The 17,337-nt window shown below is 72.2% G+C and carries 15 protein-coding genes; 9 read left to right on the top strand and 6 right to left on the bottom strand.

What is annotated here, in order from left to right; translation table 11 throughout:
• Positions 1-37: 37 nt before the first annotated feature.
• Entirely contained in the window at positions 38-691 is a 654-nt protein-coding gene (locus EDC02_RS20240; protein ID WP_199757703.1) for a class I SAM-dependent methyltransferase, read from the bottom strand.
• A gap of 115 nt (positions 692-806) precedes the next feature.
• Entirely contained in the window at positions 807-1,319 is a 513-nt protein-coding gene (locus tag EDC02_RS20235) for a DinB family protein (protein WP_123603319.1), read from the bottom strand.
• Between the two features lie 96 nt (positions 1,320-1,415).
• Here EDC02_RS20235 and EDC02_RS20230 point away from each other — a divergent pair, with 96 nt between their 5' ends.
• A complete protein-coding gene (locus tag EDC02_RS20230; RefSeq protein WP_123603318.1) occupies positions 1,416-2,945 on the top strand; it encodes a class I SAM-dependent methyltransferase in 1,530 nt (509 codons plus the stop codon).
• A 4-nt stretch (positions 2,946-2,949) separates the two neighbouring features.
• Here the strand turns inward: EDC02_RS20230 and EDC02_RS20225 are convergent, their stop codons facing one another.
• Complete coding sequence (locus EDC02_RS20225; RefSeq protein ID WP_123604973.1) at positions 2,950-3,498, bottom strand: GNAT family N-acetyltransferase; 549 nt, start codon at positions 3,496-3,498, stop codon at positions 2,950-2,952.
• 78 nt (positions 3,499-3,576) lie between these two features.
• On the opposite strand from EDC02_RS20225, the gene bluB reads away from it, so the two are divergent.
• Both bluB and EDC02_RS20215 read left to right on the top strand, forming a co-directional pair.
• Complete coding sequence (bluB, locus tag EDC02_RS20220; protein ID WP_123604972.1) at positions 3,577-4,191, top strand: 5,6-dimethylbenzimidazole synthase; 615 nt, start codon at positions 3,577-3,579, stop codon at positions 4,189-4,191.
• Positions 4,192-4,291: 100 nt separating this feature from the next.
• Entirely contained in the window at positions 4,292-5,944 is a 1,653-nt protein-coding gene (locus EDC02_RS20215) for an SAM-dependent methyltransferase (RefSeq protein WP_123604971.1), read from the top strand.
• 77 nt (positions 5,945-6,021) lie between these two features.
• Here EDC02_RS20215 and EDC02_RS20210 read toward each other — a convergent pair whose 3' ends face one another.
• Both EDC02_RS20210 and EDC02_RS20205 read right to left on the bottom strand, forming a co-directional pair.
• A complete protein-coding gene (locus EDC02_RS20210; protein WP_233606071.1) occupies positions 6,022-9,468 on the bottom strand; it encodes a M12 family metallo-peptidase in 3,447 nt (1,148 codons plus the stop codon).
• 212 nt (positions 9,469-9,680) lie between these two features.
• Positions 9,681-11,435, bottom strand: a complete 1,755-nt coding sequence (locus EDC02_RS20205; protein ID WP_123603316.1) for a sulfatase-like hydrolase/transferase — start codon at positions 11,433-11,435, stop codon at positions 9,681-9,683.
• A gap of 137 nt (positions 11,436-11,572) precedes the next feature.
• On the opposite strand from EDC02_RS20205, the gene EDC02_RS20200 reads away from it, so the two are divergent.
• The 6 genes from EDC02_RS20200 to EDC02_RS20175 all read left to right on the top strand — a co-directional run bounded on the left by EDC02_RS20200 (position 11,573) and on the right by EDC02_RS20175 (position 15,642).
• Positions 11,573-12,244: a permease-like cell division protein FtsX gene (locus EDC02_RS20200; RefSeq protein WP_123603315.1), complete on the top strand. Its 672-nt coding sequence runs from the start codon at positions 11,573-11,575 to the stop codon at positions 12,242-12,244.
• Positions 12,241-12,861, top strand: a complete 621-nt coding sequence (locus EDC02_RS20195; protein WP_233606069.1) for a SigE family RNA polymerase sigma factor — start codon at positions 12,241-12,243, stop codon at positions 12,859-12,861. The genes EDC02_RS20200 and EDC02_RS20195 overlap by 4 nt, the downstream gene beginning before the upstream one ends.
• A 27-nt stretch (positions 12,862-12,888) precedes the next feature.
• On the top strand, positions 12,889-14,175 hold the full coding sequence (locus tag EDC02_RS20190; RefSeq protein ID WP_123603313.1) for a sensor histidine kinase: 1,287 nt from the start codon (positions 12,889-12,891) through the stop codon (positions 14,173-14,175).
• Positions 14,172-14,837 carry a response regulator transcription factor gene (locus EDC02_RS20185; RefSeq protein WP_123603312.1) on the top strand — a complete coding sequence of 222 codons (666 nt, stop codon included), beginning with the start codon at positions 14,172-14,174 and terminating at the stop codon, positions 14,835-14,837. Before EDC02_RS20190 ends, EDC02_RS20185 begins: the two co-directional genes overlap by 4 nt.
• Positions 14,838-15,011: 174 nt before the next feature.
• Entirely contained in the window at positions 15,012-15,449 is a 438-nt protein-coding gene (locus tag EDC02_RS20180) for a hypothetical protein (RefSeq protein WP_123603311.1), read from the top strand.
• 1 nt (position 15,450) lies between these two features.
• Complete coding sequence (locus EDC02_RS20175) at positions 15,451-15,642, top strand: hypothetical protein (protein WP_123603310.1); 192 nt, start codon at positions 15,451-15,453, stop codon at positions 15,640-15,642.
• Here the strand turns inward: EDC02_RS20175 and EDC02_RS20170 are convergent.
• The gene (locus EDC02_RS20170) at positions 15,610-17,103 is read right to left on the bottom strand and encodes an IS4 family transposase (protein WP_158632025.1); all 1,494 of its coding nucleotides are present in this window, start codon (positions 17,101-17,103) and stop codon (positions 15,610-15,612) included. The two genes, EDC02_RS20175 and EDC02_RS20170, sit on opposite strands and share 33 nt — an antisense overlap.
• Positions 17,104-17,337 lie beyond the last annotated feature (234 nt).

Below are 17,337 nucleotides of genomic sequence, written 5' to 3'. Positions count from 1 at the left end.
AGTGGTTCAGCGGTCAGCGGCGCGGCCGGGAAGAGGGTCAGCGGCGCGGCCGGCGGGCGTGGTAGACGAAGGCCGGCGGCAGGTTGCCGAGCACCGTACGCCCCATCACCACTTCCTCGAACCGGTCCCGCAGCAGTTGCCGGAACCGACGGGCCGGCGGGGTCTGCGCGGTCAGCACGTACGCGAACGTGGTGAACGCCCCGTCCGGTCCCAGCACGTCGCACACCGCGCCGAGGGCGGACAGCTGCAGATCATGGGGGAAGGAGACCCACGGCAGCCCGCTGACCACCACATCGGCGGTGGCCAGGCCCCGCCCGGCCACCAGGGCCCGGCAGTCGGCGGCGTTGCCGACGATCACCTCGACCTGCGGGTGCCGGCCGGCCAGCAGGTCGGCGAGGGCCGGGCTGAGCTCGATCGCCAGGTGCCGACCCCGGCCGCCGAGCCGCCGCTGGATCACCCCGGTGAAGGCGCCGGTGCCGGGCCCGAGCTCGACGACGACCGGGTCGCCGCGTTCCGGAATCGGCGCGGTGATCGCCTCGGCCAACCGCTGTGAGCTGGGGGCGACCGCACCGATCCGGGTGGGCGACCGGAGGAACTCGCGGAGGAACGCCCCGGCGTCGCCGCCGCGCCGGGCAGCCGGAACCGGCGCGGGCTGCGGCGTGGTGGCGCTCTCCGACACTGGCACGGACATGAGGGGACTCCTCTGCACGGGTGCTCCGGCGAGCCGGGGCGACAGAGCATGCCCCGGGCCGGAGACACAGCATGCCTATTGCGGCACACCGTGTCAAAAGGGTAGCCGGTCGCGGTCAGCCGGTCGCGCTCAGCAGCCCTCGGAGCCACCCGGCCTGACCGACGTGCTGCAGGTCGTCGTTGGCCACGCTGACCAGCCGCGCGCCGAGGGTGACCGGCGGGTCCCACCGCTCGTCGACGATCCGGTCCAGGTCGGCGTCGGTCAGGCCGACCAGAAATCGCCGGGTCCGGTCGGCGACCGCCGTGTAGTAGTCGACCAGCGCGGCGGCGTTCTCCGGCGCCACCGCCGCCACCTGCCCGGCGCTGTGCCCGTACCCGGTGTCCGCCGGATCGGCGGTCAGGCCGAACCGGCGCGCCCAGCCGTCGCCGACCCAGACCTGCGGCTCGCCGATCACCTCGGCCAGATGGTCGTCCTGGACCCGGGTCAGGTGCCAGACCAGCCAGCCGATCGGGTTCGTGCCCGACGCCGGTGACCAGCGCAGCTGCTCCGGGCTCAGCCCGTCGACCGCCGCGTGGACCAGCTCGGGCAGCCGGTCGAAGGTCTCCACCAGCAGGGCGCTCGCGTTCACCGTGCCTGTCTCCTCCCTGGGGCGTCGACGTCCCCGGTCCTGGGCCGTGGCGACCCTGCCCGGCCGGTCACGGCGGCCGTAGGCTATCAACGTGCCATGGCCCGCTACCTGCTCTTTCCCGGTCGGCACCACGTTCTCACCCGGTTCCAGGCCGACTATCTGAGCCGGCTGGCCGCCGGCGAGGCAGCGGCGTCCGACGGGCCGTGCACCGTCGTCTGGGCGGTGACGTCGGCCAACCACGGCAACACCCGGCGCAACCCGGTGCCGTACCACCGGCGGGAGGCCGCGATCGAGCGGTTCAGCGTCCTGACCGGGCTGCGCTCGGTGGTGGCGCCGGTCTTCGACGTCGCGGCCACCGACCGGTTCGCCGAGGTGACGGTGAAGACCGTGGCGGCGGTGACCGGGCTGGAGCTGACCCCGGCGGACACCGTGCTGGCCTGCTCCACCCCGGAGGTGGCGGCGATGTACCGGCGGCTGGGCTTCCCGGTGGCCGGGGTGGAGGCCGACGTCGACCCGCCGCCGCGCCCGTGGGACGTGCTGCTGCGGCTGGCCGCCGGCGACGACAGTTGGCGGGATCTGGCCCACCCGGCGAGCGTCGACGTCTTCGACCGGTACGGGCTGGAAGGCCACGTCCGGTCGGTGGTCGACGACCCGGTGGTCGGTGCGGAGGGCGGGCTCACCGCGACCCGCGACTACCGCAGCTACGCCGAGGCGTTCGCGGAGGCCGCCCGGCGAAAGTGGGACGCGGTACGCCGGTACGTGCGGCCCGGCCGGATCGTCGACATCGGCTGCGGTGCCGGCGCGGTACTGGAGCTGGCCGACCGGGAACCGGCGCTGCGGGAGAGCGACCTGATCGGTGTCGAGGTGGCCCGGCACCTGTTCGAGGAGTGCGTGCACAAGAAGGCCCAGGGGACGTTCAGCAACCCGAACGTCTACTTCTACCAGCGCAACGTGCTGGGCGGGGCGGTCTTCGCGCCCCGCTCGGTGGACAGCACGTTGACCTTCGCGTTGACCCACGAGATCTGGTCGTACGGCGAGCGGATGGCCTCCGTACGCCGATTCGTGCAGGCCATCTACGACCACACGGTGCCCGGCGGGGTGTGGATCAACAGCGATGTCTGCGGCCCGGACGGTGCCGACCGCCCGGTGCGGCTGCGACTGTCGACGGCCGACGGTGCGAACCCGGCGCAACCCCGGACCGACCTCGCCGCCGCCCCGCCGGCTGAAGTCGCCGCGTACCTGCGCGGGTTGTCCACCCGGGCCCGGCTGGACCAGTTCGCCGTCGACTTCGCCTTCCCGTTCGATCATCGGCCGGTCGACGGGGCACCGGAGGTCGTCGAGACGACGCTCGGCGCGGCGATGGACTTCCTCACCCGCAAGGACTACCCGGACAACTGGCTGTCGGAGACCCGCGAGCAGTTCTGCGGACTGGAGTACGCCGACTGGAAGGCGTTGCTGGCCGACGTCGGGTTCGAGATCGACCCGGCGAGCGGCGCGTGGCGCAACGACTGGATCGTCGACCACCGGCTCGCCCCGGTCGCGTCCCTGTCCACCCTGGATGGTCGTCCGATGGACTGGCCGGTCACCCACGTCCTGCTGGTGGCCCGCCGACCAGTGAACACCTGAGCGGTCAGAGCCGCTCGAACGGTTCGGCGTAGCGGAACCGGCCCGGCGTCGGCGCGGCGCCGCCCAGCGGACGGGCCTGGAAGTAGGCTCCCCACTGCGGATCGGGCGCGACGATGCCGAACTCGCTGGCTGGCCGCAGCCCGAACCGGCGGTAGTACGCTGGTTCGCCGAGCAGCGCGACGAGTGTCTCGTCGCGGGCTTCGGCGGCGGCGAGCACCGCGTGCATCAGCGCCGAGCCGACGCCGGCGCGTTGCCGGTCCGGGCGTACCGCCAGTGGGCCGAGGCCCAGCACCGGCCGGCCGTCGAGTTGACCCCGGGTGCAGACCACGTGCCCGACGACCTCGCCCGCGTCGATCTGGCCGTCGACGGCGACCAGCGACAGCGCCGGGATCCACCCCGGGTCGGCGCGGAGCTCGTCGAGCAGCCGGACCTCGATCGGCGTCTCGGTCACGGTCTCCGGCCGGTCGTCGGGCTCCGCAGGCCGGGTGAAGGCTGCCGCCACCACCGCCCGGACCGCCGCGACGTCGCCGGCTCGTTCCCGTCTGACCAGCATGGCCGCCATCCGATCAGGCCGGGCCCCGGCCGGCAACCGGATTCCCGGCGCGGCGCGGGACAATGGGACGCGATGCCCATAGACCTGTACGACGTCATCCATCGGCGCCGCGACGTGCGGGCCGAGTTCACCGGCGCGCCGGTGCCGGACGAGGTGCTGCACCGGGTGCTGACCGCCGCGCACGCCGCGCCGAGTGTCGGCCTCACCCAGCCGTGGGACTTCGTGCTGGTCCGCGATCCGGCGACGCGGGACGCCTTCCACGCCCATGTGCAGCAGGAACGGCGGACGTTCGCGCAGACCCTCGCCCCGGTCGCCGCGGCCCGGTTCGCGCACATCAAGATCGACGGGGTACGGGAGGCCACCCTGTCGATCGTGGTGACCTACGACCCGCAGCGGGGCAGCCCGGCGGTGCTCGGCCGGCACGCCATCGCCGACGCCGGTCTCTACTCGGTCTGCCTGGCCATTCAGAACCTCTGGCTGGCGGCCACCGCGGAAGGTCTCGGGGTCGGCTGGGTCTCCTTCTACCGGGAGCCGTTCCTGCGGGACCTGCTCGCCATCCCGGCCGGCATCCGACCGGTGGCCTGGCTCTGCGTCGGGCCGGTCAGCCGGCTGGCCGACGAGCCCGACCTGGAGCGGCACGGCTGGCGGCGGCGCCGACCGGTGACCGACGCCCTGCACCACGACCGGTGGTGAAGCTCCTCGGAGCCTGCTGACCACCGGCGTTTGCCAAAACGGCAAGGAAGTTTGCCGCTACGCTGGCGTCGGCGGATCGTGGGTGCCGGAGGTGGTCAGGATGGCTGACAGCAAGGTGGGGGGACCCACGTACCGGGTCGCCGTGGCGGTGATCGGCGGCGGCGCCGCCGGGTTGAGCGCGGCGCTGACCCTGGCCCGGGCCCGGCGGGCGGTGATCGTGATCGACGCGGGTGAACCCCGCAACGCGCCCTCGGCCGGCGTGCACGGCTTCCTCAGCCGCGACGGCATCAGCCCGGCCGGGCTGGTCGCCGCCGGCCGGCAGGAGGTCGAACGGTACGGCGGCGTGGTGCTGCCCGGCCGGGCGGAGGCGGTCGAGCGGGTCGACGGCGGATTCGAGGTCCGGCTGGCCGACGGCCGTACGGTGGCCGCCCGGCGGCTGCTGTTCGCCACCGGCGTGGTCGACGAACTGCCCGACATCCCCGGACTGCGGGACCGCTGGGGACACGACGTGCTGCACTGCCCGTACTGCCACGGATGGGAGATCCGGGACCAGCCGGTCGGCGTGCTCGGCACCGGCGAGATGGCGCTGCACCAGGTGCAGCTGTTCCGGCAGTGGACCTCGGACCTGGTGCTGTTCACCCACACCGGTGTCGACCTCACCGACGAGCAGTCCGAGCAGTTGGCGGCCCGTGGTGTCCGGGTGGTGCCGGGCGAGGTCGTCGGGCTGGAGGTGACCGACGACCGGCTCACCGGGGTGCGGCTGGCCGACGGGACCGTGGTGCCCCGGTCGGCGGTGACCGTCGCCTCCCGGCTGCGGGTCGACGACCGGCTGCTGACCAAGCTGGGTGTGCCGGTGACCAGGCATCCGAGCGGGATGGCCGAACAGGTCGAGGCGGATCCGACCGGGCGTACCCCGGTGCCGGGAGTCTGGGCCGCCGGCAACCTGACCAACCCGTTCGCCCAGGTGATGGCGGCGGCTGCGGCCGGCACGATGGCGGCTGCGGCGGTCAACGGCGACCTGGCCGAGGAGGACACCGCCGACGCGGTACGCCGGCACCGGGCCGCCGCCGCCGGCGAGGACGACTCCGGCCTGCCGGTGCACCACGGGCCGGCGGATGTGGCCGCCATGATCAGCCAGGTGTTCTGGGACGAACGCTACGGCTCCGTCGACCGGGTGTGGAGCGGCAACCCGAACCCGCAACTGGTCGCCGTCGTTGACAGGCTGCCGGCGGGCACCGCCTGCGACGTCGGTGCCGGGGAGGGTGCCGACGCGATCTGGCTGGCCGGCCAGGGCTGGTCGGTGACCGCCGTCGACGTCTCGGCGGTGGCGCTGCGGCGCGGTGCCGAGCAGGCGGCGACGGCCGGCGACGACGTGGCGAAACGGCTCACCTGGCAGCCGGCCGACCTTCGGACCTGGGATCCGGGTACGGCCCGGTTCGACCTGGTCACCGCCCAGTTCATGCACCTGCCGGACCCGGACCGGGCGATGCTGCACCGCCGGCTCGCGGCGGCGGTACGCCCCGGCGGCACCCTGCTGATCGTCGGCCACCACCCGTCCGACCTGGACGTGCCGGGGCTGCGCCGGCCCCGGATGCGGGACCTGCTGTTCACCGCCGAGCAGGTGGCGGCGGTGCTGTACCCGCAGGAGTGGGCCAGCGTACGGGCCGAGACGGTGCCCCGGTCGGCGACCGACCCGGACGGCAACCGGGTGACCGTCCACGACGCGGTGCTGCACGCTGTCCGCCACCGCTGACGCCGGCCGGGTCCGACCAGAAACCGGTGGGGGCGTCGGGCACCATGCCCGACGCCCCCACCGGGACCGACCGACGGTCAGCCGATGACGATGTTGCCGGGGGCCCCGGTCGGCTCGCGCCGGTTGGAGCCGTGGCCGGTCCACCACGACGAGAACATCAGCAGGTCACCGTCCCAGATGGTGATCGCGATGGAGTCCTGGCGGCCGTACCCCGCATCGGACACCTCCATCTGCAGGGTGAGGTCGGTCGCGACCGGTACCGGCTGCTGCGGGGTGGACAGGTCGTACAGGGTGACCTGGTAGCGCAGATACGCTTGCGGTATCCCGGCCGTCGACCAGAAGCCCAATGCCTCCAGCGTCGAGCCCTGGAACTTGTACCGCTTGTCCCCGCTGCGGTAGCCCACCAGCACCTTGCCGGCCAGGTTTCCACCGTTGCCGAACCGCCCGTCGAAGTCGAACTCGAGCCGGTGGTCCGGGTCGAGCGGGTAGACACCGTCGGTCTGCGGGCTACGCAGGTAGCCGACCCCGTCGACGCTCCAACCGGTGGTCGGGGCGACGGTCATCGTCGAGCTGCTGGACCCGGTGTACCGCCCGCTCAGGGTATTGGTCACCACATGTTCGCCGATCGGCAGGGTGGCCTCGCAGCTGGCCGACCCGATGATGGTGTCGCTGTCGCTGTCGTGCACCGCCGACCGTACCTCGGCGTGGCACAGTGCGGTGTCACCGGAGGTGAAGGAGACCCGGGTGCCGCGTACGTCGCCCTCGTCTACGGCCACGATGGTCCGCAGCAGGACCGCTGCCTCGTCGGCACCGGGTGCCGGGTGCACCAGGGTGTCCCCGTCGTAGATGGAGTACCGCGCCGGCCGCACCCGGTCGATGCGGATGTCGGCATCGTTGACGTCAAAGAAGACGTTGCCGACCGCCTCGATCCTGATCCGACCGGTGGTGGTGTCTATGTTCGGCATCCGCACCACGGCGCGACCGTCGTTCGGCACCGCCTCGGCCAACACGTACGGGAACGTCTTCGCCCCGTCGGTCGACAGCGAGATCCGCACCTGCGCCGCGTTCACCGGCGCCGCGTCGGTGCCGGCCACGTCCCAGGTGATCTCCTGCCGGGAGTCGCCCAGGTAGAACGACGGCTCCGACTGCGAGGTGACCAGGAACGGGCCCGCCTGCGGGGCCAGCACCAGCGTCGTCTCGGCACTGCCGACCCCGCCGCCGCCGATCCGACCATCGCGGGCGGTCAGCTTGAAATGCATGGTCCGGTCGTTGTCGTAGCCCACCCAGTCGGCGGTCGGCAGGAACTCCGAGTAGCAGTCGACCAGCGCCTGCGGCAGGTTCGACGCGCTGCCGCTGGCCGGCGGTGCCGGCGCGGCCGGGCAGGCCCCGGTCACCGCGTTGGTGTTGCCGGCCAGGATCTGCGCCATGTCCGGGAAGACCCGGGTCGGGTCGTCGTCGACCACGTTCAACCCGGGGGAGTAGTACTGCTCGGTGTCGTCCGGGCCGACCAGCGCCGCCGTGCCGAACACCCGGAACAGCGGGCCGTTGGTCTTGACGTTGTCGGTCAACGCGGTACCGGCGTTGCTGACTCCGGCGATGCCACCGCGGTCGTTCTGCTCCCACAGATAGGTCAGGGCGTCACCGTCGGCGTCGGTGGCGCTGCCGGTCAACGCGAACGGGGTCCGCACCGGGACGGTGAACTGGTCCGGCACGGTCACCACCGGCGCGTGGTTGGTGGTCTCGGCGACCCGCCAGCCGCCGTTGTCGACCGGACCGCCCTTGGCGGTCTCGCCGACGAAACCGGCGGCACCGTCGAGGTCGGCCAACCCGAGCGGCAGTACGTTGGTCCGGGCCACCGCGCCGCCGTCGAACGTCACCTGGAAACCGGCGTCGGTGAGCGCACCGACGCCGCCGAACGCCGCGACGCTGACCGTCGCGCCGGCCGGCCAGCCGGTGAGCGCCTCGATCGCCGCCTCGATGCCGGCGGTGGTGTAGTTGACCCCGCGGACGATCGGCGCCGACGACTGCCCGTCGTAGGCGATCGTGAACGCGTCGCCGTCGGTGTCGAAACCGCGCAGCGACACCGTCTGCACCTCGTTGATCGCCGGCCGGGTCGAGTTCACGAACGTGGTGATCTCGTGGTAGCTGCGCTGCGACCAGTACGGGTCGGTGTGCGGCTGCAGGTTGTCCTGCTGGCAGATGCCCGCATACGCCATGATCGACGAACCACTGCCCGGCTCGTACGAGTTGGTGGCGCTGCGGTTGCCGCCGGAACAGTTCCACTGGGTGCCGTTGAAGGTGTGGTTACCGGCGAACTGGTGGCCGATCTCGTGCGCCACGTAGTCGACGGCGTAGAAGTCGCCGATCGGGTTCGGCAGGCCGGTACAGCCGCGCGCCTTGCCGTCGCCGCCGGCCACCCCCAGCCCGGCGACCCCACCGCCGGGCAGACCGAAGCCGATGTGCCCGACGTCGTAGCTGCTCGCCCCGACCAGTTGGCCCAGCACGATCCGGTTGCGGTTGAGCGTCGCGCCGGAACAGCCGGTCAGCTGCGCCTCGGAGAAGCACGGCGCGGACCCGCACGGCCCGTCCGGTCCGGTGGCCGCCGCGACGGTGTTCAGGTTGGTCTTGTCGGTGTCGCTGATCAGCACGAGCCGGATCGCGGTCTCGTCCTCGTAGATCTGGGTGACCCGGTTGACCAGCGTCACCTTGGCAGCGGTCACGTTCGCCGCGCCGAAGTAGTCGGCGTACGACGGGTCGGTGAGGAACGCCAGCCGGTAGGTGCGCAGCTTGACCAGCGACCCGGCCGGGTCGTCGGCCTGCGCCTGGTCGATCTCCGCGCCGATCTGCTCGGCGCCGGCGTCGACGTCGCCCCGCTCGGTCAGCGGGCCGTGCCGGTTGACCAGGTCACCGGCGTGGTAGCTGGCGTAGACGGTCTGGTCACGGTGGTACGGATCGACGTACCAGGACCCGGCCGACGAGCGGACCGAGGCGTGGAAGCCGAGCGGGGTCAGGTCGGCCCGGATGGTCGCCGTCGGGTCGTCGACACCGGTGCCGGCGTACGTCCGGATGTCCGGGTGCCGGGCGGCGAGCCCGTCCTGCATCACCGGAGAGTCGACCACCGCGAACCGTTGCACCGCGCCGTCCGGGTCCGGCACGGCCAGCACCAGCGGTGCCGTCGCGGCGGCCCGGTCCGACTCGTCCGGAGCCCGGTCCAGCTGGGCGGCGATCACTTCCCGGTCCAGGGTGTACGCCGCGAACCGGTGCGCCTGGATGTCCGGCGCGCGACCGGACCGGCTGGCCGTCGGTACGTCGTCGAGCACGGCCCACGGGGTGCCGGCGATCGGCGTACCTTCCTGCGGCGCGGCGCTGGCGGCCGTGGTCGGGCCGACGGCCGGCAGCAGCGCCGCCGCGACGACGGCGACGAGCAGGGCGACCAGTCGGCGGTTGCCGGACCGGCCGGTCCCGGGCGGTGGCTGCGGACGACTGTTCGGCGACGAGTGGCGCCTCGTCGAGGGCTTCCTCAAAATGTCTCCTCGGGAGTCCGTGACGAACCACGACCCGAACGGCCAGGGGTGTCCTGGCCGAAGGGCCGTGGCTCTCAAGGGTCGAGAGTCGACGCTAGGCCCCGAGCAGCGGGTACAGCCATCAGCCGTACGGCTGAGACGGTGCATGATGGCCGGTCCGCGAGCTCGGCTCACGTGACGAGCGGAGCCTGCCCGTGATGAGCGGAGCCGGCCTACCCGAAGGCGACCAGGAACCGGTCCCGGAACGAATCCATCTGCCACACCGGGGCCTGCGGACCGGGGCGCAGCCCCTCCTGCCAGTCCCAGCCGGCGACCCGGTCGAGGACCGCCTGGTCACTGGTGACGATGGTGACCGGCACGTCGTGGCTGGCCGCCGGACCGGTCACCACCGGCGCCGGCTGGTGGTCGCCGAGGAAGACCACCACCAGGTCGTCGTCGCCCTGCGACTCGATAAAGGAGATGATCGTGCTCAACGAGTACGCCACCGCCTTCGGGTAGTCGCTGCGTAACCCGTCCTCCGCAGACCGGTTGTCCTGGCCGGCGGCCATCGCCTCCCGGTCGAAGACCGAGCCGTCGCGGACCGTGTTCCAGTTGACCAGCTGCGGCAGCGGGGTCCACGGCGCGTGGCTGGACAGCAACGCCACCTCGGCCATCACCGGCTGGTCGTTGTCCCGCCGCTCGAACCGGTCGAACGCCGACAGTACGTACTGGTCAGGGATGGAGGCGAAGTTGAACCTGTCGCCCGCGTACCCCATGTTGCGCGAGTCGTAGACCTGGTCGTAGCCGAAGAACGCCCCCTCCGGCCAGGCCCGCGAGTTGCCGGGGAAGAAGCCGGCGACCCGCCAGCCGGCGCGACCGAACGCCCGGGTCAGCGTCAGCCGGTCACTGGTCACCAGGCTGCGGTAGCGCTGCTGGTTGTCCACCCACAGCCCGGACAGGGTGCTGGCGTGCGCCAGCCAACTGCTGCCCCCGACCGTCGACGAGGTGAGGAACGCACTGCGCGACTGGTAACCCTGCGCTGCCAGCCGCTGCGTACCGTCGTCGAGCAGGTCGCCGATCAGCGGGCTGAAGTCGGGGTGGGCGACCGCGTCCCGGCCGTAGCTCTCCACGAACGCCAGCAGCACGTCCTTGCCGCGCAGCGCGGTCAGCAGTTCGTCGTCGGGCACGTCCCGGAACGCGTCGACCGCCGCCAGCTCGGCGAACTCCTGCCGGTCCTGCAGGCTCGCGCCGATCTGCATGGTGTGGTCGTAGGCCAGCCGGGCGGTCGCCCGGTCGGCGACCGGCAGCCCGATCGTGCGCCACTCGTCCTGGTAGACCACCACCTGCGTGCCGAGCAGGGCGAACACCAGCCAGCCGGCGGTCAGCGCGCCGACCGTACCGCCGCCGATCCGCCGGTGCGTGGCCAACAGCCGGGCCAGCCGCAGCGTCGCGGCGACCATCAGCGTCAGCACCCCGATCGTGAGCACGACGGTGCCGACCGCCGCGCCGACCGCTGCGGCCCGGCCGTAGGAGGCGTCGACGAACCGGTACCCGTCGGCCAGCAGACCCCAGTCCAGGACCGGGTCGAACGGCCGGTCCAGCACCGAGAAGAAACCGATGTCGGCGACCTTCAGCGTGATCAGTACGCCGAGCAGCGCGCCGAGCGCGGCAGCCACCGGGGTGCGGACCCGGCCCGGCAGCACCAGCAGCAGCGCGGCGGCGACGAGCGCCTCGACTGGAATGCGGGCGAACGCGACCGGGACCACCAGATCCAGCTGGTACGGCAGAGTCATCGCGGCCAGCACGCCGACGACCGCCAGCGCGTCGGCCGACCATCGGGCGGTACGCCGTACCCGACGTCGCCAACCGTCGGTCGGCGGTGCCGTTCCGTCCTCCGCCGCTGCCGTCTGGTCAGCAGTCTCTGCTGTGGCGTCCTGGTCCGTCACGTCGTCAGCGGTGGCCGGGGCGGAGTTCGTGGCGGAGGACAAGTTCAGGCCTTCCTGGTAGTCGGCCAGGCGGCGCGCCCTGCCGGACCGGACTCAGCACGATATCCGTACCACCGGACACCCACAAATACGCACGACCCGCCGGACCGGATCGATCTCCAGATCACCATCTCCCGGCCGTGACCGGTCCGCCGCGTCAACCGGTCTACTTCTGCATGGAACAGTTGCGGACGTACTTCGACCGGGCGCTCGACAACGAACCGGCACCACCGGTGCCACCGGACGACCTGGCCCGAGCGGCCATGGCCGGCGGGAGCCGACTACGTCGACGCCGACGCCTCACCATCGGCGGTACCGCCGTCGCCGTGACCGTCCTCGCCGCCGTCGCGGCCGGCCTGGCAGCACCCGTCCGGGACGCACCGGCCCCGGTGCCGGCGCAGGTGGCGATGCCGTCGGCCGCACCCGGCTGCGAACTGGTGCGTCCCACCACGGCTGACATGGCGACCGACGCCGCCGTCTACCTGAGCGTTGACGTGACTGCCGAGCAGCGGCGCGCTGTCGACGCGGCGCTGCGGTCCGATCCGCAGGTTGGGTCGGTGGTGTTTGAGAGCCGGCAGGACGCCTACCAGCGGTTCATGCGGCGGTACCGGGACGATCCTGCCGTTCTGCTCGATCATCCCGACCTGATGGAGAAGGTGACCCCAGACCAGTTGCCAGAGTCCTTCCGGATCACCTTGCCGGACCCATCGGCGTACCAGCAGGTCAGCGGCGGACTACAGGCGATGCCCGGCGTCGAGACGGTCACCGGCTGGTTCTGCCTGTACGGCACGGACAAGCAGGTGGACGAGTGAGTGGCGTTCGGGTCGCAGCGCCGGTCGCTGCGGATCTACCAGCGGAGCCGGCGCCGACGAGGTCTGAGCGCGTCGGCGGCCCGCTGGCCCGCTGGTCAGCCGCCCGCCGACAGCAACGGGTGGCCGGGGACGAGGCGTTCACCGCGTTCGTCGTCGACGCGGCCCCCCGGCTGCGTCGCGTCGCGTACCTGATGTGCCGGGACTGGCATCTCGCGCAGGACCTCACCCAGATCACCTTCACCCGGATGTACGCCTCGTGGAACCGGATCTGGCCCACGGCGAACCTGGACGCGTACAGCCGTCGGGTCCTGATCAACGCGGTCTCCGACGCGATGACGCGGCGCAGCCGCACCGAGGTGGTGCTCGCCGAACCGCCCGAGCCGGCGGCCCGGCCGGCCGCTGGCGGCTCGACCGAGCTGCAGGTGGCGTTGCTGCAGGCACTGGCGGAGTTTCCGGTGCGCGACCGGGCGGTGCTGGTGCTGCGGTACTGGGAGGACCAGAGCGTGCAGACCGTCGCCGAGATCCTCGGCATCACCACCTCGGCGGTGAAGATGTGCAGCATGCGGGCGTTGCAGCGGCTGCGAACCGTCCTCGGCGAGGACTTCCCGATCAGCTGATCCGGGCGGCGACCTAGGCTGGGTGGCATGCCGCCCGTGTCGACGTCGCCGTACCGGCCGACGTCGCCGTACCGGCCGGCGTCGCCGTACCGGTGGACGTTGCTCGACCTGGTCGTCGCGACGGCGGTGGCCACCGTCGCCTGGCAGTACCGTGCCTCGCTGGCGGACCTGGCGATCGGCTTCGGCATGGCGGCTGCGCTGGTGTGGCGCCGCCGCCGTCCGGTGACCGTGATGCTGGCCGTGACCGTGCTCGGTGGGCTGCAACTGTTCGCCGCCCCGGGCGTGCCGGCGTTCTACGACATCGCGGTGCTGATCGCGATGGTCGCGGTGGTGACCCACGCCGGCCCACCGGTGTACGGCTGGCTGGCCGGCGGGTTGGTGCTGGTCGGAGTCGCGGTGGTGGCGGCCGTCGATGTCGAGTTGCTCGCCGACGACTACCACCCGGTTGGCCCTGCCGACTTCAGCGAGTACGGCGTGCTGGCCCTCGGCTGCGTGGCGATCTGGCTGACCGCGTACACCTTGCGGACCCGCAAGGAGCAGACGGCGGTCGCGGCGGAGCGGGCGGCGGCCGCCGAGCGGGAACGCGACCAGCTTGCCCGGCTGGCCGCCGCCGACGAACGTGCGGCGATCGCCCGCGAACTGCACGACGTCGTCGCACACAGCCTGGCGGTGATGACCGTGCAGGCGGATGGCGCCAGCTACATGATCGACCTGGACGCCGAGCAGGCCCGCAAGGCCATGGTCACCATCGGCGACACCGGCCGTGACGCGCTGGAGGACATGCGCCGGATCGTCGCCGTCCTGCGCCGGGCCGATGCGTCGCCGGACGCCCCGGAGCCTGAGGCGGCCGGGCCCGCCGACACCGACCGGCGCCGGGCCGGAATCGCCCAGCTCAGTTCCCTGGTCGAGCGGACCAGGGGAGCCGGTCTCGCCGTCGAGCTGCGCATCGACGGCGACCCGGCCCGGTTGTCGCCCGCCGAGGAGCTGACCATGTTCCGGGTGGTGCAGGAATCGCTGACCAACACTCTGCGACACTCCGGACCCGGCACCGCCGTCACAGTGACCGTGCGGATCGGGGCGGACACCGCCGAGCTGACAGTCATCGACGACGGCTGCGGGACAGCCGCCGCCCAGCCGCCTGTCGGATCGGCATCCAGCGGCAACGGGCTGCTCGGGATGCGGGAACGGGCGGCCGTGCACGGCGGCGAGTTCACCGCCGGACCGCGCCCCGACGGCGGCTGGCAGGTGGCCGCCGTACTGCCGATCAGCTCCCCGGCGCGGGCCGGGACGGTGCCGACGGAGGTGACGTCGTGACCATCAGGGTCTTTCTCGTCGACGACCAGGAACTGGTCCGCGCCGGATTCGCGATGGTGCTCGCCGCCCAACCGGACATGGTCGTCGTCGGCGAGGCCGCCGACGGCGCCGCCGCGCTCGCCGCACTGGCCAGCACCGACGCCGACGTGGTCGTGATGGACATCCGGATGCCGGTGATGGACGGCATCGAAGCCACCCGGCGGCTCTGCGCCCAGGACCGGCCCGACGCGGCGAAGGTGCTGGCGTTGACGACGTTCGACACCGACGAGGACGCTTTCGCCGCGTTGCAGGCCGGGGCCAGTGGCTTCCTGCTCAAGAACGTCCGACCGGTCGAACTGCTGGCCGCGATCCGGGTGGTGGCCAGCGGCGAGTCGGTCGTCGCGCCCCGGGTCACCCGCCGGCTGCTGGACCGCTTCGCCCGACAACTCACCCCGGACCCGGTCGCCGACGACCGGCTCGCCGTGCTGACCGCCCGGGAACGCGAGGTGCTGGCCCTGGTCGCCGCCGGCCTGTCCAACACTGAGATCGCCGCCCAGCTGTACGTCGCAGAAGCGACCGTCAAGACCCATCTCGGGCGGATCCTCACCAAGCTCGACCTGCGGGACCGGGTCCAGGCCGTCGTCTTCGCGTACCGGATCGGTCTGGTCCGACCCGGGCCCTGACCGGTCCGTCCCCGCTTCCTGACCGGGGGCGTTGCGACCGGCATCGGATCGGACGTACGACCACGGTCGTACCCGCCCGGCCCGCAGATCCGATCGTGCGCCGACGCGTGCGGCACCCCCGCCGGCCGACGATGGTCCCTGCAAGAACGACCACGATCGTCCGGAAGGCACCCGATGTCCACCTCCTTCGACACCAGCTCCCGCCGCACCACCGCGCTGCGCCTGATCGTTCTCGGCGCGGTGACCCTCGTCGTGCTGGCCGCCGTCGCGTTCGGCGGCAACTATCTGTGGCAGCTGCGGTTCGGCCCGACCCCGGCCTCGACGGCCGACTGCGAGCTGGCCCAGCAGCTGTTCGACCGGGCCATCACCGCACCGACCGACCCCGCCGAGGCCGAGGAATGGGAACAGGGCCTGCGCCGAATCCGGTACGCCGAATTCGTCAACGAGGGCATCAGCACCGAGGTCGGCCGGTTCATCTACTGGTCGCGGGTCAAGGCCACCGGTGAAGGGGAACGGCCCACCCCGGCGGAGGTCACCGAGATGCGCCGCAACGCCGAAGGCCACTGCGCCGGCAGCGGGGTTGAGCTGACCATCCCCGAGCTGGCTTTCTGAGATGGGTGCCGTCAACACCAGCGTGCTGCGTACCCAGCTGCGCGGCCTGCTGACCCGACCCGGCCGGCTGCTACTCACCGGCCTGTCGGTGCTGGTCGCGGCGTTCGTGGTGGCCGGCGCGGTGCTCGCCTACCAGATGATCGCCCGCACCACCACTGACCTAAACTTTGGCCGTTTTGCTGGCTTTGGGTAGGTCGGTCTGGGTGATGGTTATCTCGTAGGTGACGTCGCGGGTGCGTTGTGTTCGTCGTTGTCGTTTGGTGCGGGGGCCGGTGCGGGTGCGGGTGTGTCGGTTGTGGGGTTGGGCGGCGATCGCGGTGAGCAGGGTGGTGGTGGGGTCGGGGTCGTCGTGTCCGCAGTTGACGCAGGGTGCGGGGTCCTGGCTTGCGAGGTGTGCGCGGGTCAGGGCGAGGACGGTGGCGAAGCTGACCGCGTCGGGGTCGATGTTCAGGTCGACGGCGGTGGTCACGGCGAGTCGGACGAGGGCGTTGTAGACGGTCAGTAGCGCCCAGAGTTCCTGGTAGGCGAGTTCGGGGGTGTGTCCGCGTGGTCGGGTGCGGGGTCCCCGCAGGGTGGTCTTCAGTCGTCCGTAGGTGAGTTCGATCTGCCATCGTTCGGCGTAGAGCGCGGCGAGTGTGGTGGCGGGGTGACGGTGGTGGTCGAGCAGGGTGGTCAGGACGCGGTAGCGGCTGTGGGTGGTGCGGCCGGCGCGGTCGCGGGTGGTGACGGTGAACTCGACCAGACGGGCGAGTGTCGGACGGAGTCGGGGCAGGGTGCGGTCGGCGCGGGTGGTGCGGCGGCGGGACAGCATCGCGTCGGACTCGGCGAGTTGCACGAGCGCGGAGCCGTCGGGGAGGACCTCGACCAGTCGGGCGGGCAGGCTCCGGGCGCCGTTCTTGACCCGCCACAGCAGGTGCGCCCCGGTGGCGGCCGCCCGCGTCCAGCGGTCCATGGAGAAGAAGCCCCGGTCGGCGAGGTTGATGGTGCCGGGTTGGAGTTCGCCGATCAGGTCGTCGGCGAGGGCCTGTTCGCTGGTCCCGGAGGAGGCGATGCGGGCGGCGAGGATCCAGCGGGTGCCGCAGGCGACCAGGGCGACCATCCGGGCCTGGGGGAACCGGCCGCCGGTCGGGGTGGTGAACCCGGCCCGTGTCCGTGTCGTGTCGGCCAGGTCGAACACGGTGCCGTCGATCGCGGTGACCAGCAGACCGAACGCGTACGACTCGGGCCCGAACGTCGGTGTGGACCGGGCGGCGTCGGTGAACACCCGCTGGTGCACCGCTGCGGGGAGTCTGCCCCGGGCTTTCGACACCGCCGCGGCGGTCGGTGCGCCCTCCACCCGGGTCCGGGGGAGCCGTGAGGTCACCCGTGCGGTCACCACCGATGTGCTCTCCCGCCGGAACAGGCACAGCCCGAGCACGATCATCACCGTGACCGCTCCGGTCAGCACCCGCCGCCGGGCGTCGACGTGCCCGACCGTGGCCCGCGCCCGTTCGATCAGTGCGGCATCGGCCAGGAGTGGCCACAACCGGCCGGTCACCTGCTCGTCGAGGGTCCCGACACCGGCGGGCCCGGCGATCACCGCTGCCCGCAGCGTCTCCCGCTGATCGGCGGCCTGTCGCACCGCGCTGGCGGACAGCATGGCAGAATTCGACACCGAAGCTCCTGGTTGGAACATGTTGATCTAGTCAATCCATGTCCTACCAGGAGCTTCTTCACGTCCCGCACCCGACCCACACCCACCCCGAAACCGGCGCTATTACCCACAAAACGACCAAAGTTTAGGTCAGTGCCCGCACCACCCTGGACACGTACAGCGATACCCCCACCGGGACCAGCCTGGTCGTCACCGCCAGCGGGCAGCCGATCGCCGAGGCCCAACGCGCCGCGA

This window comes from Micromonospora sp. Llam0, assembly GCF_003751085.1.
Taxonomy (GTDB): domain Bacteria; phylum Actinomycetota; class Actinomycetes; order Mycobacteriales; family Micromonosporaceae; genus Micromonospora_E.
This window is presented reverse-complemented; position numbering and strand designations above follow the sequence as displayed.